General features: G+C 69.5%; 20 protein-coding genes. 5 read left to right on the forward strand and 15 right to left on the reverse strand.

Going from position 1 to position 20,970, the window contains the following annotated elements; all coding sequences use genetic code 11:
• Position 1 precedes the first annotated feature (1 nt).
• Positions 2-1,060 carry a phosphorylase family protein gene (locus L1081_RS13950; RefSeq protein WP_489412741.1) on the reverse strand — a complete coding sequence of 353 codons (1,059 nt, stop codon included), beginning with the start codon at positions 1,058-1,060 and terminating at the stop codon, positions 2-4.
• A gap of 121 nt (positions 1,061-1,181) precedes the next feature.
• On the opposite strand from L1081_RS13950, the gene L1081_RS13955 reads away from it, so the two are divergent.
• On the forward strand, positions 1,182-2,420 hold the full coding sequence (locus tag L1081_RS13955; RefSeq protein ID WP_489412742.1) for a DNA topoisomerase IB-related protein: 1,239 nt from the start codon (positions 1,182-1,184) through the stop codon (positions 2,418-2,420).
• Here the strand turns inward: L1081_RS13955 and L1081_RS13960 are convergent.
• The gene (locus tag L1081_RS13960; RefSeq protein WP_489412743.1) at positions 2,366-3,043 is read right to left on the reverse strand and encodes a hypothetical protein; all 678 of its coding nucleotides are present in this window, start codon (positions 3,041-3,043) and stop codon (positions 2,366-2,368) included. The genes L1081_RS13955 and L1081_RS13960 overlap by 55 nt on opposite strands.
• A gap of 183 nt (positions 3,044-3,226) precedes the next feature.
• Complete coding sequence (locus L1081_RS13965; RefSeq protein ID WP_021006041.1) at positions 3,227-3,406, reverse strand: DUF3606 domain-containing protein; 180 nt, start codon at positions 3,404-3,406, stop codon at positions 3,227-3,229.
• A 143-nt stretch (positions 3,407-3,549) separates the two neighbouring features.
• On the opposite strand from L1081_RS13965, the gene L1081_RS13970 reads away from it, so the two are divergent.
• Positions 3,550-3,966, forward strand: coding sequence for a nuclear transport factor 2 family protein (locus L1081_RS13970; RefSeq protein WP_489412744.1), 417 nt, complete (start codon positions 3,550-3,552; stop codon positions 3,964-3,966).
• Here L1081_RS13970 and L1081_RS13975 read toward each other — a convergent pair.
• The 3 genes from L1081_RS13975 to L1081_RS13985 are packed head-to-tail and all read right to left on the reverse strand — an operon-like array spanning position 3,963 to position 8,842.
• On the reverse strand, positions 3,963-5,474 hold the full coding sequence (locus L1081_RS13975; protein ID WP_489412745.1) for an AMP-binding protein: 1,512 nt from the start codon (positions 5,472-5,474) through the stop codon (positions 3,963-3,965). The two genes, L1081_RS13970 and L1081_RS13975, sit on opposite strands and share 4 nt — an antisense overlap.
• Before the next feature lie 3 nt (positions 5,475-5,477).
• Entirely contained in the window at positions 5,478-6,470 is a 993-nt protein-coding gene (locus L1081_RS13980; RefSeq protein WP_489412746.1) for a tripartite tricarboxylate transporter substrate-binding protein, read from the reverse strand.
• A 44-nt stretch (positions 6,471-6,514) separates the two neighbouring features.
• A complete protein-coding gene (locus L1081_RS13985; RefSeq protein ID WP_489412747.1) occupies positions 6,515-8,842 on the reverse strand; it encodes an acyl-CoA dehydrogenase family protein in 2,328 nt (775 codons plus the stop codon).
• 106 nt (positions 8,843-8,948) lie between these two features.
• Between L1081_RS13985 and L1081_RS13990 the strand changes: the two genes are divergently transcribed.
• The 3 genes from L1081_RS13990 to L1081_RS14000 are packed head-to-tail and all read left to right on the forward strand — an operon-like array spanning position 8,949 to position 12,277.
• Positions 8,949-9,737, forward strand: a complete 789-nt coding sequence (locus L1081_RS13990) for a citryl-CoA lyase (RefSeq protein ID WP_489412748.1) — start codon at positions 8,949-8,951, stop codon at positions 9,735-9,737.
• Positions 9,738-9,742: 5 nt separating this feature from the next.
• Positions 9,743-10,906: an acyl-CoA dehydrogenase family protein gene (locus L1081_RS13995; RefSeq protein ID WP_489412749.1), complete on the forward strand. Its 1,164-nt coding sequence runs from the start codon at positions 9,743-9,745 to the stop codon at positions 10,904-10,906.
• A 9-nt stretch (positions 10,907-10,915) separates the two neighbouring features.
• Positions 10,916-12,277: an MmgE/PrpD family protein gene (locus L1081_RS14000; RefSeq protein ID WP_489412750.1), complete on the forward strand. Its 1,362-nt coding sequence runs from the start codon at positions 10,916-10,918 to the stop codon at positions 12,275-12,277.
• Between the two features lie 24 nt (positions 12,278-12,301).
• Here the strand turns inward: L1081_RS14000 and L1081_RS14005 are convergent, their stop codons facing one another.
• From L1081_RS14005 to L1081_RS14045, 9 genes are all read right to left on the reverse strand, one after another.
• Complete coding sequence (locus L1081_RS14005) at positions 12,302-13,015, reverse strand: arylmalonate decarboxylase (RefSeq protein WP_489412751.1); 714 nt, start codon at positions 13,013-13,015, stop codon at positions 12,302-12,304.
• Positions 13,016-14,023, reverse strand: coding sequence for a tripartite tricarboxylate transporter substrate-binding protein (locus L1081_RS14010; RefSeq protein WP_489412752.1), 1,008 nt, complete (start codon positions 14,021-14,023; stop codon positions 13,016-13,018). It abuts the gene before it with no gap.
• A gap of 141 nt (positions 14,024-14,164) precedes the next feature.
• Positions 14,165-15,319 (reverse strand): enolase C-terminal domain-like protein, encoded by a 1,155-nt coding sequence (locus L1081_RS14015; RefSeq protein ID WP_489412753.1) that lies wholly within the window; start codon positions 15,317-15,319, stop codon positions 14,165-14,167.
• Positions 15,320-15,425: 106 nt separating this feature from the next.
• Positions 15,426-16,313 carry a LysR substrate-binding domain-containing protein gene (locus tag L1081_RS14020; RefSeq protein WP_489412754.1) on the reverse strand — a complete coding sequence of 296 codons (888 nt, stop codon included), beginning with the start codon at positions 16,311-16,313 and terminating at the stop codon, positions 15,426-15,428.
• Positions 16,314-16,332: 19 nt separating this feature from the next.
• Positions 16,333-17,223: a LysR substrate-binding domain-containing protein gene (locus L1081_RS14025; RefSeq protein ID WP_489412755.1), complete on the reverse strand. Its 891-nt coding sequence runs from the start codon at positions 17,221-17,223 to the stop codon at positions 16,333-16,335.
• A gap of 96 nt (positions 17,224-17,319) precedes the next feature.
• Positions 17,320-18,225, reverse strand: a complete 906-nt coding sequence (locus L1081_RS14030) for an SDR family NAD(P)-dependent oxidoreductase (RefSeq protein ID WP_489412756.1) — start codon at positions 18,223-18,225, stop codon at positions 17,320-17,322.
• Between the two features lie 114 nt (positions 18,226-18,339).
• Positions 18,340-19,218: an NADPH-dependent 7-cyano-7-deazaguanine reductase QueF gene (gene queF, locus L1081_RS14035; protein WP_489412757.1), complete on the reverse strand. Its 879-nt coding sequence runs from the start codon at positions 19,216-19,218 to the stop codon at positions 18,340-18,342.
• Positions 19,215-20,114 carry an alpha/beta fold hydrolase gene (locus tag L1081_RS14040; RefSeq protein ID WP_489412758.1) on the reverse strand — a complete coding sequence of 300 codons (900 nt, stop codon included), beginning with the start codon at positions 20,112-20,114 and terminating at the stop codon, positions 19,215-19,217. The genes queF and L1081_RS14040 overlap by 4 nt, the downstream gene beginning before the upstream one ends.
• 15 nt (positions 20,115-20,129) lie before the next feature.
• On the reverse strand, positions 20,130-20,969 hold the full coding sequence (locus L1081_RS14045) for a 2OG-Fe(II) oxygenase (protein ID WP_489412759.1): 840 nt from the start codon (positions 20,967-20,969) through the stop codon (positions 20,130-20,132).
• Between the last annotated feature and the right edge of the window lies 1 nt (position 20,970).

A 20,970-nucleotide genomic window follows, 5' to 3' on the forward strand; every position in this document is an offset into this window, starting at 1 on the left:
ATCAGGGCTTCGGCACACCGGCCTGCCATTGCGGCCAGTTCGCCACGATGTGGTCCACCACGCGCGTGCCCACCAGCGCGATGTTCTCCACCGTCTCGGCAAAGCCGCCCGCCGTCTCACCCGGGGCCGGGTCCAGGTGCTGCAGCGTGCTTTCCTTCGGGTTGCCCTGGTCGAAGTTGACGGCGCCGCGCAGGCTCGTCACGCGGTCGGTGCCGTGGCTGCGCTTGATCACGAGCGTGATGGCGGCGGCTTCCATTTCGGTGATCACGTAGTCGTCGGCGCCGTAGAGCCTGGCGATGTACTGCGCCTGCTTCGACATGCCGGGGCCATGGAAGAAGGTGTCGCCGGTCATGTGGGTGCCGGTGGCCACGAAGGGCGCGCGCCGCGCGGCGGCATCGGGGTAGCGCAGGCGATACTTGCGCGCGCTGTCCGAATCCTTGAGCGGCGTGTCGGACGAGAGCTTCATGGCCCAGCCCACGAGGTCGGGGTTGAGCTTGAAGCGGCGGTACTCCTCGTAGCCCTTGCGCGGCATGAAGGTGGGCTCGCCGGGCCTGTTCTCCTCGGGTGCCCAGCGGTGGCCGAGGTCGTAGTCCACGAGCCAGGTGGCCCAGCTCACCTCGCCGATGGTGCCGCGCGCAGGCGGCGTGCCGGCCACGCCGGAAATCACGTAGTAGGCCTGCGAGAAGTCGAACTGCGGGTTCAGCAGGATGGCCTGCATCGACGACGAGGAGTTGACCTTGCCCATGCCGAGCACCGCGCCGCACACGCCGTCGGCATTGCAGTACACCGGCTGCAGCGCGCCGGGCACCGCCATGGGCGCGGCGCCCTTCCAGTAGCGCTCGTACCAGTGCTGGAACTCGCCGGCCCGGTCGCCGGTGTTCTGGCCGATCTCGAACATGGCCGCGACGAAGACCTTCACCTTGACGGGCGCAGCAGCAGCTGGGCGTGCTGCCGATACCGGCGAAGTCGGCGAGACGCAGGCCGCGACGAGCAGCGCCGCGCCGCAAGCCGGGAGCCAGCGCACGCACGAAGACGGGAACAGCCGATGGAAGAACATCATTTCTTTGGGACTCCAGGAAAGAACAAAGCGCCTCCATCGCACCAGCGGCGATTGCGGCGTCCTACAGGCGGCGATTGTCGGTGCAGGCACAAGCGCTGGGTACCGTCACCACGCAAACCCCATGCCGGCCCGCTCCAGATCGACCGCACCGCCCTCCAGACCGTCACCGACGGCCGCGCCCATTGCCAACGGCCTGGTCTACGTGAACCCCGACATGCCGGGCATCCGGCGCCTGAAGCACGGTGAGCACTTTCGCTACCGCGATGCACAGGGCCGCTGGGTGCGCGATGCGGACGAGCTCTCGCGCATCCGCATGCTGGCGATTCCGCCGGCCTACACGCAGGTGTGGATCTGCCCGCTGCCCAATGGCCATCTCCAGGCCACCGGCATCGATGCCCGCGGACGAAAGCAATACCGCTACCACGCCGACTGGCGGCTTTTCCAGGACGAGACCAAGTTCGAGCGCCTCGAGGCCTTCGGGCTTGCGATGCCGCGCATCCGCGCCCGCGTCGCGCGCGACCTGCAGGAAGGCGCGGCAACGACCAAGGCGCCCGGGCGCCAGCAGGTGCTGGCAGCCCTGGTGCGCCTGCTCGACACCACGCTGCTGCGCGTGGGCAACGAGGAATACGCCAGCAGCAACGGCTCCTTCGGCCTCACCACGCTGCGCAACCGGCATGCGGCCGTGCAGGGCGCGGCGCTGCGGCTGCGCTTCAGGGGAAAAAGCGGCGTGATGCACGAAGCCCGGCTCGACGATTCGCGCGTGGCCAAGGTGGTGCGGCAATGCCAGCAGCTGCCCGGCCAGGCGCTGTTCCAGTACCAGGAAGAGGACGGGGAACTGCGCAGCGTGTCATCCACCGACGTGAACGACTACATCGCCGAAGCCTCGCCCGGCGAACGCTTCACGGCGAAGGACTTCCGGACCTGGCACGGCACGGTGCAGGCGCTGGAACTCACGCGGCTGGCCTGCGAACCGGGCCGCACGGCCGCCGACGGCACGCGCTACAGCGCCAAGGAAATATTGGCCGCCGTGGCGAAGCAGCTGGGCAACACGCCCGCCGTCTGCAAGAAGGCCTACGTGCACCCGGCCGTGCTGGCGCTGGGCAGCGCGCTCGCGAGTGACCAGGAAGACCCCGCGGCCGAGCTGCTGCGAAAGATGTCGGCCCGCACCGCGGCGCGCAAGACGCGCGGGCTCCACGCCGCCGAACAGCGGCTGCTCGCCTTCTTGCGGATGCATCGGCAAAACCAGGCGCGCGAACAGCGCGAAGCGCGCAGGGCCAACGGCAGGCGCGATGCGCAGCGAAGGCCTCAGCCCGGATCGAGCGAAAAGCGCACGCTGTCGCGCTCCAGCGCCACGGTGTAGCCCAGGTCTTCCGCCAGGCTCTGGAGTGCAATTGCGTCGATGGCCAGCGCACGCGGGGCGCGGTGCGCGTCGAGCACCGGGCTGGCACCGGCGGATTCGCGCGGCAAGGCGCTGAGGCGAAGCGCGTTGCCGCCATCGGCCTCGATGCGGATCGCGCCGGCTTCGGACGGGCCGTCGTGCAGGTACCCGAGGCCGCCAAGCACCAGGTAACGCAGCGCAGCGCCCTGGGGCCAGCGCGTTTCGTCCGCTTGCGGCTCGAGCGCGGCATCGACAGCCAGCTCTACGCCATGCATGTCGAAGGCCGCGCGCATCAGACCCACGCACTGCGCCACCAGCGCGCTGCGCGTGATGCCGTCATCCGTCGTGGCCAGCTCCCAGTCGCGCAGCGAGCGGATGCCTTCCACGAGTTCGGACACCTGGTTGTCGATCAGTGCCACGCGCTCCTCGCAGACCGGTGCATCGATGACCGGCGCGCCGATCTGGCGCTTGAGCATGAGCAGCGCCATGCGTATCACCGACACCGGCGCCGCCATGTCGTGGCGCAGTGCCGGCAAGGCACGGGTGAGCAGTTCGTGGCGTACGCCGGCGGCGATCCAGCTTCGGGCTCCGGGCGAGGCCTTCATTGGGCGCGGGGAGCCGAAGGCTTCGCCTCGGTGGGGGGGTGGCAGGCCCGCGGACCACTGCTGCTGGTGCGGGGTTCGGCAATCGGCTCGTTCACTTTGCGCGTCCTGAAGCGAAGAAAGCCAAAGTATCGGTCCCGCCCCCCGCAGCGGGTGTAGGAGCGTGCCTACGCTTTCGCCACCCGCCTAGGGTTTGCCGAGGTAGACCCGCACGTCCTTCACCTCGACGCCCGCGGCGGCCACGGCCGAACGCAGCTGCGCCTCGGTCACGCCCAGCGTCTGGGTCCAGTAGCGCACCTCGTGCGGCTCGTTGACATTGATGCGGGTCCGGTCCTGCGGGCCGCGCTTGTTCGGGTCGTCTGCCATGGCGTGCTTCCTGTGTCTGGTGTGTCGATGCATAGACGATGCGCGCGCTTGCTGCGCGGCACTGGCGGACGGCGGCGCGGCTCCTTGCAGGAAATGTCCGAAACCGGCGTGCGGGCACCGCGGGCCGCGCCTATGGTCGGCGAATGACCTCCGAACAGAACAAACGCACCGTCTCCGACGCATGGAAGGCTTTCGCAAGCCACGACCCCCAACGCATCGCATCCTGGTTCACCGAGGATGCCGAATGGCTGGCGCCACGTGGCAATGCCACCGCACTGGCGCTCGACGTGCCCGACCGCATGATCGGCCCGGACGCCATCGTGCATTTCCTGGCCGAAAGTTTTCCGGCGCTCTTCGTCTCCGATGTCGCGGTCGATTTCCGCAGCCGCTATTGCGAGGGCGATACCGTGATCGTCGAGCTGCGCATGCAGGCCACGCTCGCGAACGGCCGCAGCTACGACAACGACTACTGCTTCATCTTCGAACTGCGCAACGGGCGCATCGCCCGCATGCGCGAGTACATGGACACGCAGAAGGGCCACGCCTGCATCTTCGGCTAGCCGGCGGCCTGGGCGGCGCGCGCCTGCAGCTCGCGCTTGAGCAGCTTGCCGTTGGCCGTGGTCGGCATGGCGTCGACGGTCTCGATGCGCGCGGGCCGCTTGTAAGGCGACAGGTGCTCCGCGAGATAGGCGCGCAGCGCCGGTTCGTCGAGCACGGCGCCGGGCTTCATCTCGACGAAGGCGACGATCCGCTCGTTGCCGTCGGCCTCGGGCACGCCCACCACCGCGCAGAGGTGCACGCCCGCAAAGCGGCCGATCACCGCCTCGATCTCCGCGGGATACACGTTGAAGCCCGAGCGGATGATCATTTCCTTGAGCCGGCCGACCACGAACAGCGCGCCGGCCGCATCGAAGCGCCCGATGTCGCCGCTCGCATACCAGCCGCCCGGTCGCATGACCTGCACCGTGGCTGCCGCATCGCGGAAGTAGCCCAGCATGAGGCCGGGCCCGCGCAGCCAGATCTCGCCGGTCTCGCCCTGCGCCAGGTCCTGGCCATCGGCGCCCACGATGCGCGCCTCGCCGCCCTCAACCACATGGCCCGCGGCGGTGTCCGCGCGCGGCGCCTCGACGCGCGTCAGGAACACCGAACCCGCGTACTCCGACAGGCCATAGCCATAGTGCAGCGGCTGGCCGAACAGCGCCTCGACGCGCTGCTTGAGCCCGGGATCGAGCGGCGCCGATCCGGTATAGACATAGCGAAGCGCCGGAAAGTGCGGCGCGCCGTGCCCGGCCTCGATGTGGGCCAGCAGGCGCGCATACATCGTGGGCGGCCCGAGCAGGTTCGACACCTCTTCATGCGCCAGCGCATGCAGCATGTCGGCCGGCGAGAAGCTCGCGCGCAGCACCAGCGCGGCGCCGCCCGTGAGCGCCGCCATGAGCACCGTGCCGATGCCGAAGATGTGCGTCATCGGCAGGAAGGCGTAGACCCGGTCGCGTTCGCCCAGCGATCGCACGCCGGCCGACACGCGGCCGAAATGCAGCAGGCCGCGGTGCGACACCATCACGCCCTTCGGCGTGCCCGAGGTGCCTGAAGTGAAGATGATGGCCGCGGTGTCCACCAGCGCGGGATCGGCCTCCGGACTGGCCTCGGCGCGCACGGTCGAGCGCATCACGCCGGGCAGCGCCGACGGCACCGCCCCGGCCCGCTGCGCATGCTGGCGCGCGGCGTCCGAGGCATCGCTGGTGAAGCAGCACACCCGCGCATCGGCGCGCCCGGCAATGGCCGCGATCTCGCCGGGCGACATGCGCGCGTTGACCCCGCACGACCATGCGCCAATGCGGCTGCACGCCATGATGAGCGCGATGTGCGCGGCGCAGTTCTCGGCCACCAGCAGCACGCGGTCGGTCGGCCGCACCCCGGCGGCCAGCAGGTCTTGCGCGGCCGCCTCGGCCATGGCCTGCAGCGCGCCGTACGACACGGTGCCCGTTGGTTCGAAGAGAAACGCCGCGCCCGGCGACTGCAATGCGCGCGCTTCGAGCAGTTCGTGGATCCGCGTGGGTGCCGGCATCGCTCATTCCGCCTCGATGCCCTGGGCCGCCACGGCCCAGAGCCTGCGGTCGGCCTGGCCCTTGGCCGCGAGCAGATCCGCGCCGCCGCTCCAGACTTCGTAGCCCTGTTCGCGCAATCGATGGGCGATGTCCTCGCGCGCGAGCGCCCTGTGCGCGGCGGCATTCAGGCGCGCGGCCAGCGCCGGGTCCATGCGCGCCGGGCCGTAGAGGCCGAACCAGCCGCCCACGTCGTAGCCGGCCACGCCCGACTCGATCATGGTCGGCACCTCGGGCAGCATGCGGTTGCGCTGGCGCGAGGTAACGGCCAGCGCGCGGATCTTTCCCGACTGGATAAAGGGCCGCGAGGTGGCGATGATGTCGAACATCATGGTCACGGTGCCGCCCATCACGTCGGCCAATGCGGGTGCGCTGCCCTTGTACGGCACGTGCGTGAGCTGCACGCCGGTCATCTTCTCGAGCAGCGCGCCGCTCAGGTGGTTCGACGCGCCGATGCCGGCCGAGCCGTAGAACACCTTGCCCGGCCGCGCCTTCGCATAGGCCAGCAGCTCGGCAATGCTGTGCACCGGCAGGTCCTTGTTGACCACGAGCACGTTGGTGTAGTCGACCAGCGGCGCGATGGGCGTCAGGTCCTTCATCGGATCGAAGGGCATCTTGCGCTGGATGTTCGGATTGATGGTGATGGTCGGGCTTGCGCCGAAGAAGAGCAGCGCACCGTCGGGCGCGGCCTTGGCCACTGCGTCGCCGCCCACGGAACCGCTGGCGCCCGGGCGGTTGTCGACGATGACCTGCGTGCCGAGCTCCTGGCTCAGCGCGGGCGCAAGCAGGCGCGCCGCGCCGTCCACCGGGCCGCCGGCCGAATAGCCGACCACCAGCTTGACGAGCGGCGGCAGCTGTTGCTGCTGCTGTGCCAGGGCGCGCGAAGGCAGCGCGGCCAACAGTGCGCCGCCTGCCAGCGCGGCCATGGCATGGCGCCGAGTGAAGTCGAGGGATTCCATGAGCGTTGTCTCCTGTTGTGTATTTCTTCGGCGTCTCGCATCGATCAGGCGGGCAGGTCCAAGACCTGCCGCGCAAGGATGTTGCGCTGGATCTCGTTGGTGCCGCCGTAGATCATTGCGGCGGTGGAGCCGATGAGCGGCGAGAGCACGTTGAAGCTCTGTCCGTCGAGCAGCTGGTCGCCCGTAACGGCGCCCTGCTCTTCGCCGGCCTCGACCAGCAGTGCGCCGATGCGGTGGTAGGTTTCGCTGGCCCATATCTTGAGCAAGGACACCGACGCAGGCAGCGGCTGGCCCGCGCGCACGATGTCGGCAAAGCCCGTGTACGCGGCCGACAGGTCGAGCACGTCGAGCCGCAATGCAGCGAAGCGCTGCGCGAACACCGGGTCGGCGAATAGGCGGCGCGCCTGCGCCAGCCGCGCGAGCTGGCCCAGCGCGTACTGCGACTGCTTGGGGCTGCCCAGGAAGATGCGCTCGAAGCCGAGCAGCGCCTTGGCAATCGTCCAGCCGCCATGCAGCCGGCCCACGAGGTTTTCGGCCGGCACGCGCACGTTGTCGAAAAACACTTCGCAGAACTCGGGCTCGCCCGAAAGCGTGTGAATGGGCCGCACCGTGATGCCCGGCGTGCGCAGGTCGCACAGCAGGAAGCTGATGCCCTCCTGCTTGCGCGCGGCCTTGTCGGTGCGCACGAGCATGAAGATATGGTTGGCGTCCTGCGCGAGCGTGGTCCAGATCTTCTGGCCGTTGACGATGAAGTGATCGCCCTCGGCATCGCGCCCCGCCACGGCCTCGGTGCGAAGGCCCGCCAGGTCGGAGCCGGCGTTGGGCTCCGAATAGCCCTGGCACCACACATGCTCGCCGCGGAGGATGCGCGGCAGGAAGCGCTGCTGCTGCTCCGGCGTGCCATGCTGGATCAGCAGCGGGCCGATCATCACGATGCCCTGGTCCGGCGCGCGTGCCACGCCGTGCTGCTCGAGTTCTTCGATCCATGCAATGAGCTTGTCGGCCGGCAGCCCCATGCCGCCATGCGCCTGTGGCCAGGCCGGCGCGATCCAGCCCTGCGCCGACAGCGTGAGGTACCACTCGCGGATCTCGCTCCAGCGCGCGCGGTGCGACAGGTAGCGCAGCTGCTGCGGATAGCGCTGCAGCAGGAAGGCGCGCACCATGCGCCGGAACTCGGCCTCTGGCATCGCATGCCAGTCGGCGCTGCGCGGAAACTCGCCTTCCCATGCGGCGGCGCCCGCCCGCGCCTCGCCGCCGTCGGCCAGCACGGCATGGCGGCGCTGGTGTGCGGCCACGTTGCCGAGCCATGCCGAAAGGCACAGCGTGCGCTTGTAGTGGAGGCTCAGGTCGCACTCCTGCGTGTAGCCGATGGCGCCATGCAGCTGCACCGCCGTGCGCGAGGCCTGCAGTGCCGCGGCGGTGCAGCGGGCGTTGACGCGGCTGGCTTCGGCTTCGAGCCGTTCGGCCGGGAGCCCCTGGTCCGCCAGTACCAGCACCTCGGCGAGCGCGGCCTGTGCCACTTCGAGGTGAATGAACATGTCCACGCAGCGGTGCTGCAGCGCCTGGAAGCTGCCGATCGGCTTGCCGAACTGCGAACGGGTGCGCAGGTAGGCCAGCGTCTGCGCGAGCATCGCCTGGCCCACGCCCAGCAGCTCGGCCGCCTGCAGGATCTGGCTGGCCGCGAGCGCATGGCGCAGCGCGTCCTGCGCGGCGGGGCCTTCGGCCAGCACCGCGTCCGCCGGCAGCGCCACCTGCTCGAAGCGCAGACTCGCGGCCTGGCTGCCGTCCACCAGCGGCACCAGGGTTTCGCTCACGCCGGTGGTGCCGCGCGACACCCACAGCAACACCGCATCGTCGCTGCCGCGCGCCGACACCAGCCAGCCGCTGGCGGCCGCACCGGGCAGCACCATGAGCTTCTCGCCCTGCAGCAGCATGCCGCCCGCATGCCCCGCGCGCGGCTCGCAGCCGCAGGCCAGCGGCACGGCGCTCAGGTCGCCGGCGCTCTCCTGCCAGGCCAGCGCGGGCAGGCTGCGGCCCGCGACGAGGTCCGCCAGCAGCGACTGCGCGGCCGGGGCTTCGAGCCGTGCGAGCAGCATCGCGCTCAAGCCCGCCACCGCCAGCAGCGGCTCGGGCGCCACATGCTCGCCCGCGGCTCGCAGGATCTGCGCGGCGCCCGTGAGCCCGAGCCCCAGGCCGCCTGCGGATTCGGGTGCCAGCATGCCGGTCCAGCCCAGCTCGGCAATGGCGCTCCAGCCCTGCGCCTCGTCGGCCTCGGGCCGTTCCATGCGCTCGCGCCGCCGCTGGATGGCACGGCTGCGAACGAAGTAGTCGAGCGCGGCATCGCGCACGGCGGAAAGTGATTCAGTGTCCATCGCCGCAGCGTGACAGAACGGCCCGCCGCGCGGCATTTGCATTTGCCGAAGGGAGGGTTTCGCATTCACAGACCCGCCTCGCGCGAGGGCGGCATAGATTCGGCGCATGACCACCACAAAGATCAAGAAATCCCTGCACACCGAACTCGGCCACAGCACACCCGACCGGATCACCGTGCGCGGGCGCGACCTGCCTTCCGAGATCCTCGGCCACCTGAACCTCGGCGACATGGCCTTCCTGGAGCTCACGGGCCGCATCCCGACGCCGCAGGAATCGGTCACCTTCAATGCCATCGTCGTCACGCTGGTCGAGCATGGCATCACGCCCAGCGCGCTGGCCGCGCGCCTCACCTATGCGGGTGCGCCCGAAGCGCTGCAGGCCGCGGTGGCCGCGGGCCTGTGCGGGCTGGGCACGGTGTTCGTGGGCAGCACCGAAGGCGCGGCCAGGATGCTCTACGAGGCCATTCCCTTCGGCGAGAAGCCGGCGCGGCCGCTGGCCGAAATGGCGCAGGAGATCGTCGCCGACCATCGCGCGCGCAAGCAGATCGTGCCCGGCCTGGGGCATCCGCTGCACAAGCCCATCGACCCGCGCACGCCGCGCCTGTTCCAGATCGCCGAGGAGAACGGCCTCTCGGGCCACTACGTGGCGCTGATGCAGGCAGTGCAGCAGGAGGCCGAGCGCGTCTCGGGCAAATCGCTGCCCATCAATGCGACGGGCGCGATCGGCGCGATTGCGGCCGAGTTCGGCTTTCCGTGGAAGATCATCCGCGGCCTCGGCGTGATGGCGCGCGCCATCGGGCTCGTGGGCCACCTCCTCGAGGAGATCGACGACCCGATGGCCATCGAGATCTGGCAACGCGTGGAAAAGGAAGCCGGCGGCCCGCGCCAGGATTGAACGAGATGAACAACAGCAACGACACCCGCTTTGCCGACATCCGCGATGCCGTGCGCGACCTGTGCGCGCAGTTTCCGAACGAGTACTTCCGCAAGATCGACGAGGCCCGGGGCTACCCTGCCGAGTTCGTCGACGCGCTCACCAGGGCCGGCTGGATGGCCGCGCTCATTCCGCAGGAATACGGCGGCTCCGGCCTCGGGCTCACCGAGGCCTCGGTGATCATGGAAGAGATCAACCGCTCGGGCGGCAACTCGGGCGCCTGCCACGGCCAGATGTACAACATGGGTACGCTGCTGCGCCACGGCAGCGAGGCCCAGAAGCGCAACTACCTGCCGCGCATCGCCACCGGCGAGCTGCGCCTGCAGTCGATGGGCGTGACCGAGCCCAGCACCGGCACCGACACCACCAGGATCAAGACCACGGCCGTGAAGAAGAGCGACCGCTACGTCGTCAACGGCCAGAAGGTGTGGATCTCGCGCATCCAGCATTCGGACCTGATGATCTTGCTGGCGCGCACCACGCCGCTTGCGGAGGTCAAGAAGAAGTCCGAAGGCATGTCGATCTTCATCGTGGACCTGCGCGAAGCCATCGGCAAAGGCATGACGGTGCGGCCCATCCTGAACATGGTGAACCACGAGACCAACGAGCTGTTCTTCGAGAACCTCGAGATCCCGGCCGAGAACCTGATCGGCGAAGAGGGCCAGGGATTCAAGTACATCCTCGACGGCCTCAATGCCGAGCGCACGCTGATCGCGGCCGAATGCATCGGCGACGGCTACTGGTTCATCGACAAGGTCACGGCCTACACCAAGGAGCGCGTGGTGTTCGGCCGGCCCATCGGCCAGAACCAGGGCGTGCAGTTTCCGATTGCCGAGGCCTTCATCGAGATAGAAGCCGCCAACCTCATGCGCTACGAGGCTTGTCGCTTGTTCGATGCGCGCGAGCCCTGCGGCGCGCAGGCCAACATGGCGAAGTACCTTGCGGCCAAGGCCAGTTGGGAGGCCGCCAATGCCTGCCTGCAGTTCCATGGCGGCTTCGGCTTTGCCTGCGAATACGACATCGAGCGCAAGTTCCGCGAGACGCGGCTCTACCAGGTGGCGCCGATCTCTACCAATCTCATCCTGAGCTATGTCGCCGAACACATGCTCGGCCTCCCCCGTTCGTTCTGAAGGCGCGCCATGACCTCATCGAATCATCCCGGCCGAGAGCTCGCCACCTTCGCCGCCGAACTTCAGTTCGCCGACATCCCCACGCCCGTGCTGCGCCGCACCGAGGACCTGATGCTCGACTGGCTGGGTTCGGTGCTTGCGGCCCGCACCGCGCGGCCGGTGCGCAGCATCGAGCGCTTCGCGCAGACGATGGGGCCGGCCGAGGGGCCGAGCGAAATGCTCACCTCGCGCCGCACCACCTCGCCGGTGTTCGCCGCACTGGTCAACGCCGCGGCCTCGCACTACGTGGAGCAGGACGACGTGCACAACGGCTCGGTGTTCCATCCCGCGGCCGTGGTCATCGCGCCCGCGCTGGCCGTGGCGCAGAGCATCGGCGCCAGCGGTGTGCAGCTGCTGACGGCCGTGGTGACGGGCTACGAGGTCGGCATCCGCGTCGGCGAATTCCTCGGACGCTCGCACTACAAGACCTTCCACACCACCGCGACGGCGGGCACGCTCGCAGCGGCCGCCGCCGTGGGCCGGCTGCTCGAGCTCACGCCGCAGCAGATGCTGCACGCCTTCGGTTCGGCCGGCACGCAGTCGGCCGGCGTGTGGGAGTTCCTGCGCGACGCGGCCGATTCCAAGCAGCTGCACTGCGCGCATGCGGCCGCGAGCGGGCTGATGTCGGCCTACCTTGCGCAGGATGGCTTCACGGGCGCGGCGAAAGTTCTCGAAGGCGCGCAAGGCCTCGGCGTGGGCATGTCGAGCGATGCCGATCCGGCACGGCTCACCGACCGCCTCGGCACGCGCTGGGCATTGGCCGAAACCTCGTTCAAGTACCACGCCTCGTGCCGCCACACGCATCCCGCGGCCGATGCGCTGCTGCAGGTGATGAGCGAGCACAAGCTCGCGCACGGCGACGTGGCCCGCGTGACCGCGCATGTGCACCAGGGCGCCATCGACGTGCTGGGCCGCGTCACTGTGCCGGCCACCGTGCACCAGGGCAAGTTCTCGATGGGCACGGTGCTGGGCCTTATCGCCGTGCATGGGCGCGCCGGCTTGGGCGAGTTCGACCGCGACTTTCTCGCGCCCGAGGTGGCCGCATTCCGCGACAAGGTGGCGATGGAGCTCGACGCCGAGGTCGACACCGCCTACCCCGCGCGCTGGATCGGCAAGGTCAGCGTGCAAACCCGCGATGGCCGCACGTTGCAAGGCCGCGTCGACGAGCCCAAGGGCGACCCGGGCAACAGCCTGAGCCGCGCCGAGATCGAGGACAAGATGCAGCGCCTCGCGCATTACGGCGAAGGCGCCACGGCCGACGAGGCGAAGGCGCTGTGCCAGCGCATCTGGCAGCTGGCGGCCGCGCCGCGCGTGGGCCGCTGGCTCGGCTGAGGGGCCGCCTCGTATCTCTGGGGCTCAGGCCTCGGCGAACAGCCGGCCCTGCCCCGCCGAGCGCGCATCGAGGCCCGCGGTGCGCACGAGGTCCCAGAAACCCGCGGGCGAACTCGACACCACGGGCAACTGCAGCCGCGCTTCCACTTCGCGCACCGCATCGAGCGTGACCAGCCCGCCGCATGAAATGAGGATGCCGTCCGCGCCGGGTTCTGCATCGAACACCCGCAGGCACAGGTCGACCAGCACCTGCGTGGGCACCCGGCCCACGGCCTGCACGTCGGAGATGGCCAGCCCCTCGAGCGCCAGCGGCTCCAAGCCGCTCTGCTCGAGGTAGCGCCGCAGATGTGCGTTGACCTCGTCGATGTAGGCCGTGGCCACCGCCACGCGCCGCACGCCCAGATGGCGCAGCGCGCCGACGATGGCGTTGCTCATGGTCGTGCAGGGCAGGCCGGTGGCGCGCGCCATCTCGACTTCGAGCTGCCGGTTGAACGCGGCGCCGCGGAAGAAGCTCAGCGAGGTGCCCATGAGCGAGACCGCGGCAGCGCCCTCGGCCTTGAGCGCCACCGCCTTCTCGACCACCGAGTCGATCACCTCGGTGTAGCCGCGCGTGGAAATTTCGCCGAGGCCCAGCCCCAGCGCACTGAAGCGGATACGCTCGCCATAGAGCAGCGGGCCGTCCACCGGCACCGCGCCGGCGGCCGGCGGCACGATCAGGCCCAGGTGCGGCAGTGCCATCTACTTGCCCTCCGCCACGATGTTCTGCTCGGCGATGATGCGCTGCCAGCGCTTTGTCTCCTCGGCCATGTCCTTGCCGAGCTGCGCCGGCGCGGCGTAGGCGCGCAGCGTGCCTTGCGCGGCCGCCGCGGCGCCGGCCTCGGGCGTGTCGAGCACCGTCTTCACCGCGGCCGAGAGCTTGTCGACGATCTCGTCCGGCGTGCCGGCGGGCGCGAGCACGAAGATGCGCGGCGCCACGTCGAAGCCCGGCAGCGCATCGGCCAGTGGCGGCACGCTTTCCGCGCCTTCGAGCCGTGCGGTGTTCATCAGCCCGATGGCGCGCAGCTTGCCCGCCTTGGCCTGCGCCATGCCGGCCGTGGCGCTGACCACGCCGATGGGTACTTGCCCGCCGACCACATCGGGCACGATCTGCGCGGCGCCGCGGTAGGGCACATGAACCACCTTGCTGCCGCTGGTCTGCTTGAGCATCTCGAAGCCCAGGTGGTGCACCGTGCCCACGCCCGAGGTGGCGTAGGAATAGTGTCCCGGCCGGGCCTTGATCTCCTTCACGAATTCGGCCGGCGTCCTGGCCGGGAAGTCGTTGCCTGTGACGATCATCAGCGGCGAGACGAAGGCGCCCGCGACGGGCCTGAAGCTGGTGAGCGGATCGACCGGCGCCTTCGGCTGCAGCAGCTTGGCGGCCAGCAGCGCGCTGTCGCCCATCATCAGCGTGTAGCCGTCCGGCGCCGACTTGGCAACGTATTCGGCGGCGATCATGCCGGTGGCGCCGGTGCGGTTGTCGACCATCACCTGCTGTCCGAGCACCGCCGACAGGCGCGTGCCGAGCAGGCGCGCGACCGCATCGACGCCGCCGCCGGCCGAATAGCCGACCACGAGGCGGATCGGCTTGTCGGGGTACTTCTGGGCCCAGGCGGCGGGCACGGCGAGCGCGCCAGCAAGGCCCAGGGCCATGGCGGCACGCAGCGCCTCGCGGCGTGCAGGGCGAACAAGGTCTGCAGCTTTTTTCATCGTGTCTCCAAATGTCGTTGGTCCGTCGCCGTCTGCGCGGCTCCTTCAAGTGCACCCGCGGAACCGGCTTTGCCGGGCCGCCGGGTGCGCCCCCCAGTGGGGGGGGGAAGCGCCAAGGGCGCTTCGGGGGGGCGTCCATCCCTAGGCTTTGCCCTTGCCACGCGAAGTGGGGAGCTTCGCGAGTTCGCGCACGCGCTCCGCATTGGGCGCGAAGCCCAGGCCCGGCGTTTCGGGCAGCTGCAGCCAGCCGTCCTGCGGCACCGGCAGGCCGTCGAAGACCTGCTTGAGCATCTGCACCGCCACGTAGTGGTATTCGGCCATGCCGCCGTTCGACACGCCCGCATGCAGGTGCATGTTGTGGAAGGGCCAGGCGCCGCCGTTGTCGATCGGCACATTGAAGGCCTGCGCCATGCCCGCGATCTTCAGGCACTGCGTGTAGCCGCCCGAGATGGTCACGTTGGGCTGCAGCACGTCGGCCGCCTGGTTCACCAACAGGTCGCGAAAGCGGAAGGCCAGCCCTTCGTTCTGTCCGCAGGCCAGCGGAATGCTGGTGCGCGCGCGCAGCTGGGCCATCTGCTGCACGTCGTTCTGCGTGAGCGGCTCCTCGAAGAAGCTGATGCCGTAGGGTTCGATGCGGCGCGCGAGCTCGGTCGCGTGGAACAGGTCGAGGCCGCAGTTGGCGTCGACATACAGCTTCACGTCGGGGCCGACGGCCTCGCGCACGGCCGCCACGCGGCGCACGTCCTCGGCAATGACCTCGTCGATGGGCCGCGGCTCGTCACGCCGCGCGAGCGCATGGCCGCCGACGGTCATCTTCAGGCGCCGGAAGCCCTGCGAGACCCAGAGCTTGGCGGCCGCGGCGAGCTGGTCGCGCTCGAAGAAGCCGAAGCCGAAGGTCGCATAGACCGGCACCTTGGAGCGGGCACCGCCCAGCAGGCGCCACAGCGGCTGGCCCAGCGCCCTGGCCTTCAGGTCCCACAGCGCGATGTCGAGCGCGGCGATGGTGTGGCTCGCATAGCCGGTCTGGCCGCGCGGCGAGAGCAGCCAGTAGAGCTTGTCCCACAGGCGCTCGGTGGCCATCGGGTCTTCGCCGATCAATGCCGGGCCGGCCACCTCGCGCACGGCGGCGGCAATGATTTCCTCTTCGGTGATGGCCGTCATGCCATGGCCGACGAGCCCGGTGTCGGTCTCGATCTCGGTCAGGCAGAGCGAGAGCGAGGTCTGCTGGTTGAGCCCCAGCACATCGATGGTGACGGGAATGTTCAGCGGCGTGGCGCTGACGCGGGTGATCTTCAAGAATGTCTCCTTTTACTTTGCGGCTGCACGATTCTTGGTGCGCAGGCCGTGGAGAACAATTCGTTTTTGGCGGGCGCGAGGCTTCGCGCCGCGCGAAGGCTCGGACTCAGTCCGGCCGGCCGAGGTGCTCCAGCACCGAGCGCGCGGCCGCGGTCAGGTCCTGCTGCCGCCGCACGCAGAGCAGGTGGCGGCGCACCGCCCACGGCGCATCGAGCTTCAGGCAGCGCAGCTTCAGGATCTGCAGCTGCGGCAGGATGGCCGCGTAGGGCAGCACGCCGATGCCCACCCCCTGCTCCACCATGCGGCACACCATGTCGAAGCTGCCCACCTGCATGCGCACCTTGAGCGGCGCCTGCGCCTCCAGTGCCGCGTTCAGCAGCACGCGGTGCAGCGCCGTGCCTTCGCGCACCACGATATGGTCGTGCCGCAGGACCTCCTCCACACCGATGCGCTTGCGCCTGGCCAGCGGATGGTCGCGCGCCACCACCACGGCCAGTTCATCGCTGCGGTAGGGCAGGCATTCGAGCATTTCGGCGGGCGTGTTGCCCTCGATCACGCCGATGTCGGCCAGGCCCGCCTGCACGGCCTTCACGACCTCGGTGCTAGCGCGCTCCTGCAGGTCGATCTTGAGCACCGGATGCAGGCGCAGGAAGGAGCCGATCTGTGCGGGCAGGAACTGCGCGATGGTGGACGCGTTGGCCGTGATGCTGACCACGCCCGCCACGCCGTTCTGGAAGTCGTCGAGCTCGGCGCCCAGCCGGTCCATGGCCGAGAGCACGGCGCGCGCATGCAGCAGCAGGCCATGGCCTGCCGAAGTGAGCGTCACGCCGCGCGCATGGCGCACCAGCAGGGGCAGCCGCGCGCGGGCTTCCAGGTCGGAGATGCGCTTGCTCGCAGCCGCGAGCGCGATGTGGCAGCGCTTGGCGCCTTCGCTGATGCTGCCGTGGTCGGCCACGGCCACGAACAGGCGCAGCGACTTCAGGTCGGCGGACATGGCCTGCGCGCCCTCTTCTTCAGGGCGCAACGAGGTGGTCGAACAGCTCGCGCGCCGAGGCCGGCAGCTGCTCGCGGCTGCGCGCGATGAGCTTGAGCTCGCGCTCCGCCCAGGCATCACTGAGCGCCACGGTCGCGATGCGCATGGCCATCGACAGCCGCTGCGCCGACGAGGCCGGCAGCACGCCTACCCCCACGCCCGCCTCGATCATCAGGCAGATCGCCTCGAAGCTGCTGACCTGGATGCGCGGGTTGAAGCCGCGGCCGGCCAGCTCGGCCCGGCGCTGCAAAAAGCGGTGGATGGCACTGCCGTGGTGCAGGCCCACGTGCTGCTCGTCGAGCGTGTCGGCAAAGGCCACCGAGGGCGCGCCCGCAAGATGGTGCGCGGCGGGCACCACCAGCACGAGCTGGTTGCGGCCGAAGGGGCGCGCGTCGAGCTCGCCGGTGTGCACGTCGCCGGCCAGGATGCCGATGTCGGCCTCGCCGTCGGCCACGGCGCGCACGATTTCCTCGCTCAGGTATTCACGCAGGTCCACCTGCACCGCCGGATGCTGCGTGAGAAAGCCGGCCAGCTTCTGCGGCAGGTATTCGGTGATCGAGGTGGTGTTGGCGAACACGCGCACATGGCCCTTGATGCCCTTGCCGAAGTCCTGCATGTCGCAGCGCAGGTGCTCCATCTGCTGCATCACGCGCTTGGCATGGTAGAGCACCGCCTGCCCTGCCGCCGTGAGGCTCACGCCCTGCGCGCTGCGGTGCAGGAGTTTGCCGCCCACGGCCTCTTCCATCTGCTTGATGCGCGTGGAAGCGGCCGCCAGCGAGATGCAGGCCTTCTCGGCGCCGCGCGTGAGGCTGCGCGCGTCCGCCACGTAGACGAACAATCTCAGGTCGAACAGGTCGAAATGCAGGTTCACCGGACAGGCGCGCCAGAAAGAAAGGAAGCGTGCATTGTCCGGCGAATGGCGCGGCGCGCGCCGGCCTCAGGGTTTGACCTCAGGAGCCCGCCCCGCTCAGACCGGGTCCCAGCTGAACACGTCGGCCGAGCGGTCCAGCGGATGGAAGCTCGCGCGCATGGCAGGCATGGCGTGCTCGGCAATGCTCTCGGGCGTCCAGCCTTCGGAACGATGGATGGAGCGCACCGGCCGCGGCTGGCTGATGAGCGAGATCTCGTTGTTGCGCACCGAGAAGATCTGGCCGTTGACCGCGCCGGCCGCATCGCTTGCCAGGTACACCGCGAGCGGCGCCACCTTGGCGGGCGTCATCTGCTTGATCTTGTCGACGCGGGCGCGCTGCTCGTCGGTGTCGGTGGGAATGGCGCCGATCATGCGGCTCCATGCAAACGGTGCGATGCAGTTGGAGCGTACGTTGAACTTGAGCATGTCGAGCGCGATCGACTTCGACAGCGCCACGATGCCGAGCTTGGCCGCTGCGTAGTTGGCCTGGCCGTAGTTGCCGATGAGGCCCGAGGTCGAGGTCATGTGCACCATGGCGCCCGAGTTCTGTTCCTTGAAGTGCGTGGCGGCCGCGCGGCTCACGTAGTAGGCGCCGTACAGGTGCACCTTGAGCACGGCGTCCCACTCGTCGACCGACATCTTGTGGAAGAAGCGGTCGCGCAGGATGCCGGCGTTGTTGACCACCGCGTCGATGCGCCCGAAGCTCTCGACCGCGCATTCGACGATGCGCGCCGCGCTGGCCGCATCGGCCACGCTGTCGGTGTTGGGCACGGCCTGGCCACCTGCGGCGCGGATCTCGTCGACCACCTGCTGCGCGGGGCCGGCACTGCCGCCCGCACCATCAAGGGCCGCGCCGATGTCGTTCACCACCACTCTCGCGCCATGGCTCGCCATGGCCAGCGCGATGTCGCGCCCGATGCCGCCGCCTGCGCCGGTGACGACGACTACTTTTCCTTCAACCATGTGTGTCTGCTCCGGATAGCCGCCCGCAGTGTCGCGGGCAGTTCCAGAATGCCACAGGGTCCGGGCTGCGGGTTCCGGATTTCCGAAGAGGGGCTTCGGCGACGCCCTCGCCTCTTATTGCCGCGCGGTGCGGATGTTCGGCGGCAGCGCCTGCGGCCAGCTGGTGCGGAACGGGTTGATGTCGAGCCCGCCGCGCCGCGTGTAGCGCGCATACACGGCGAGCTTGTGGGGCTGGCAGCGGCGCCAGATGTCGGTGAACATGCGCTCAACGCAGGGTTCGTGGAACTCGTTGTGGTTGCGAAAGCTCACGATGTACGCGAGCAGGCCGGCCTGCTCGATGGCCGGGCCGCTGTAGTGGATCTGCACGCTGCCCCAGTCGGGCTGGCCGGTGACGAGGCAGTTGCTCTTGAGCAGGCGGCTGGTGAGCGTCTCGTTCACCGGCGGCTGGGTGCTGTCGCTGGACAGCAGCTCGGGCGCGGGCTGGTAGTGGGTGCACTCGATGTCGAGCCGGTCGAGGTCCAGGCCGTCGAGCTCGTGCACCGGCTCGCGGTCGAACAGGTCGGGCGCCAGCAGCTTCACGCCGATGCCGGCCGATTGGTCGCTGCCGCGCCAGAGCGCCTCGGACAGGTCGGCGCGCAGGCGGTCGCGCACGGCGTCGACGCTCGCGAAGGCGCTGCTGTTGAAGCTGTTGAGGTACAGCTTGAACGACTTGCTCTCGATGATGTTGGGCGTTTCGCAGGGGATGGTGAAGTGCGCGATGGCCAGCTGCGGCTTGCCGCGCAGGTTGAGCCAGCTCACCTCGAACGCTGTCCAGAGATCGGCGCCGAAGAAGGGCAGCGCATCGGCGGCGATACCCATGGCTTCGCGCTGGGTGCTGCGCGCAATCGGAAAGAGCAGGGTCGGGTCGTACTGGTCGGCATAGGCCGAGGCGCGGCCCAGCTGCGACTGCTCGGGCGTGTTGGGGTTGGTAGGGGGAATGTTGTCCAGGCTCATGGCTTGTGGTGTTCTTCGGCCGCATGCAGGAACGGCGCGATGTGGTGGGCGAGGATGGCGCAGACCTCGGGCGGCAGGTCGTGGCCCATGCCGGGAATGCTGACGAACTTCGCGCCCGGAATACGCTTGGCGGTGTCCAGCCCGCAGGCCATCGGCACCAGCGCGTCCGCTTCGCCGTGCAGCACCAGCGTCGGGCACTTGATGCGCGGCAGCAGTTCGGGCCGGCGCGCATCGGCGCCAATGGCGAGCATCTGGCGGAACATGCCGGCCGGGCGGTAGGCGCGGCGCATGCTGAAGGTGAGGCGCTCGGTCAGCGCCTCGGTGCTTTGCGGATAGGCGGGGCTCTGGATGATCCTGAGCAGCCGGATGCTGTGCGCCACCAGTTCGGCCTCGCCGCCGCCCAGCGGCCGGCGCAGCAGCATGGCGGCGACGTCGCTGCGCGGTCCGGGCAGGCCGCGTGCGCCGCTGGAACTCATGATGCTCACGAGGCTGGTCACGCGATCGGGCGCTTCGGCGGCCAGGTGCTGCGCGATCATGCCGCCCATCGATGCGCCGATGACGTGCGCCTGCTTGATGCCCAATGCGTCGAGCACGCCCAGCGAATCGCGCGCCATGTCCTGCAGGGTGTAGGCCGAGCGCACCTGCAGGCCCAGGCGCTGGCGGATGCTCTCCCACACGATGTTGCCAGTGCCCGCGTGGTCGAAGCCCTGGCTCAGGCCGATGTCGCGGTTGTCATGGCGCACCACGCGAAAGCCCGCATCGACCAGCGCTTGCACGAAGTCCTGCGGCCAGCCGACCAGCTGCATGCCCAGGCCCATGATGAGCAGAGCCACCGGGCGGCCTTCGCCGCCGGTGTCGTCGACCTCGATCTGCAATCCGTTGGCCAGCAGCTTCATGGCGCTCCTGTCTGTTTATTTGAATTCGCGTTCGCGCAGCCACTTGGTGGCCACCCACTTCTCGCCTGCGAGCACGGGCGCGCCGCCATGCAGCGTGCGGGTGGCGGGATCGGGCTCCTCGTAGCTGAAGAACACGCCGGTGCCGCGCACGGGCGCCACTTCCAGGCCCACGTCGGGGAAGGTGGTGGCGCCGCCCTGCCCGGGCTCCTGCAGGTACATCACGAGCGTGGCCACGCGCTGGCCGCCGCGCTTGAGGATGGTGGGGGTGCCGGGTTCGCCGGGGTCGAAATAGTCGTAGTGCGGGCGGTACTGGGCGCCGGGCGCATAGCGCAGGATCTGCAGGCCTTCGCCAAACTCCACCGGCCAGCGCAGCAGCACGGCGATGCGCTGCTCGAGACGCGCGACGATGTCGTTCTCGCCGCGCTCGAAGAACATGCCCTCGCTGGTGCGGTCGACGTTGAGCACCTCGCCGCCGGTGCGCGTCTCGACCGTGAGCGAGCGCGCGAGCCGCACCCGCGCCGCGGCAATCAGCCCTTCGCACTCATCGGGCGACACCAGGTTGCCGAACACGACGACGCGCGGATGCCGCATGGTCTGCAGCACCTGCACGCGGCGGTCGCCCGCGTCGATGTAGAGCGGCGCGCCTTCGAGGTCGGGGCCGGGCATCTCGGTGCGCCGCGGCCTGGCCACTTCCACGTGGGGAAAGCCGGCCTCGAGCTGCGCCAGCGCAAGGTCGGTGGCCGCGTCCTGCCACCCGGCCGCGCGCATCGAGGCCCGCAGCGCAGGCACAGAATGCCCCGCCGCGAGCTGCGACACCAGCCATTCCCGGAGCTCCGGACTGATCGGTTGCGACATA

This window comes from Variovorax sp. MSC1_012, assembly GCF_023667525.1.
Taxonomy (GTDB): domain Bacteria; phylum Pseudomonadota; class Gammaproteobacteria; order Burkholderiales; family Burkholderiaceae_C; genus Variovorax; species Variovorax beijingensis_B.

Excerpts from the sequence above, each read along its gene's own strand:
- L1081_RS14030 (WP_489412756.1), bottom strand. The coding sequence starts at position 18,225 with ATGGTTGAAGGAAAAGTAGTCGTCGTCACCGGCGCAGGCGGCGGCATC.
- L1081_RS13950 (WP_489412741.1), bottom strand. The coding sequence starts at position 1,060 with ATGATGTTCTTCCATCGGCTGTTCCCGTCTTCGTGCGTGCGCTGGCTC.
- L1081_RS14020 (WP_489412754.1), bottom strand. The coding sequence starts at position 16,313 with ATGTCCGCCGACCTGAAGTCGCTGCGCCTGTTCGTGGCCGTGGCCGAC.
- L1081_RS14005 (WP_489412751.1), bottom strand. The coding sequence starts at position 13,015 with ATGGCACTGCCGCACCTGGGCCTGATCGTGCCGCCGGCCGCCGGCGCG.
- L1081_RS13985 (WP_489412747.1), bottom strand. The coding sequence starts at position 8,842 with ATGGACACTGAATCACTTTCCGCCGTGCGCGATGCCGCGCTCGACTAC.
- L1081_RS13965 (WP_021006041.1), bottom strand. The coding sequence starts at position 3,406 with ATGGCAGACGACCCGAACAAGCGCGGCCCGCAGGACCGGACCCGCATC.
- L1081_RS13970 (WP_489412744.1), top strand. The coding sequence starts at position 3,550 with ATGACCTCCGAACAGAACAAACGCACCGTCTCCGACGCATGGAAGGCT.
- L1081_RS14000 (WP_489412750.1), top strand. The coding sequence starts at position 10,916 with ATGACCTCATCGAATCATCCCGGCCGAGAGCTCGCCACCTTCGCCGCC.
- L1081_RS13990 (WP_489412748.1), top strand. The coding sequence starts at position 8,949 with ATGACCACCACAAAGATCAAGAAATCCCTGCACACCGAACTCGGCCAC.
- L1081_RS13960 (WP_489412743.1), bottom strand. The coding sequence starts at position 3,043 with ATGAAGGCCTCGCCCGGAGCCCGAAGCTGGATCGCCGCCGGCGTACGC.
- L1081_RS14010 (WP_489412752.1), bottom strand. The coding sequence starts at position 14,023 with ATGAAAAAAGCTGCAGACCTTGTTCGCCCTGCACGCCGCGAGGCGCTG.
- L1081_RS13955 (WP_489412742.1), top strand. The coding sequence starts at position 1,182 with ATGCCGGCCCGCTCCAGATCGACCGCACCGCCCTCCAGACCGTCACCG.
- L1081_RS14045 (WP_489412759.1), bottom strand. The coding sequence starts at position 20,969 with ATGTCGCAACCGATCAGTCCGGAGCTCCGGGAATGGCTGGTGTCGCAG.
- queF (WP_489412757.1), bottom strand. The coding sequence starts at position 19,218 with ATGAGCCTGGACAACATTCCCCCTACCAACCCCAACACGCCCGAGCAG.
- L1081_RS13975 (WP_489412745.1), bottom strand. The coding sequence starts at position 5,474 with ATGCCGGCACCCACGCGGATCCACGAACTGCTCGAAGCGCGCGCATTG.
- L1081_RS13980 (WP_489412746.1), bottom strand. The coding sequence starts at position 6,470 with ATGGAATCCCTCGACTTCACTCGGCGCCATGCCATGGCCGCGCTGGCA.
- L1081_RS14040 (WP_489412758.1), bottom strand. The coding sequence starts at position 20,114 with ATGAAGCTGCTGGCCAACGGATTGCAGATCGAGGTCGACGACACCGGC.
- L1081_RS13995 (WP_489412749.1), top strand. The coding sequence starts at position 9,743 with ATGAACAACAGCAACGACACCCGCTTTGCCGACATCCGCGATGCCGTG.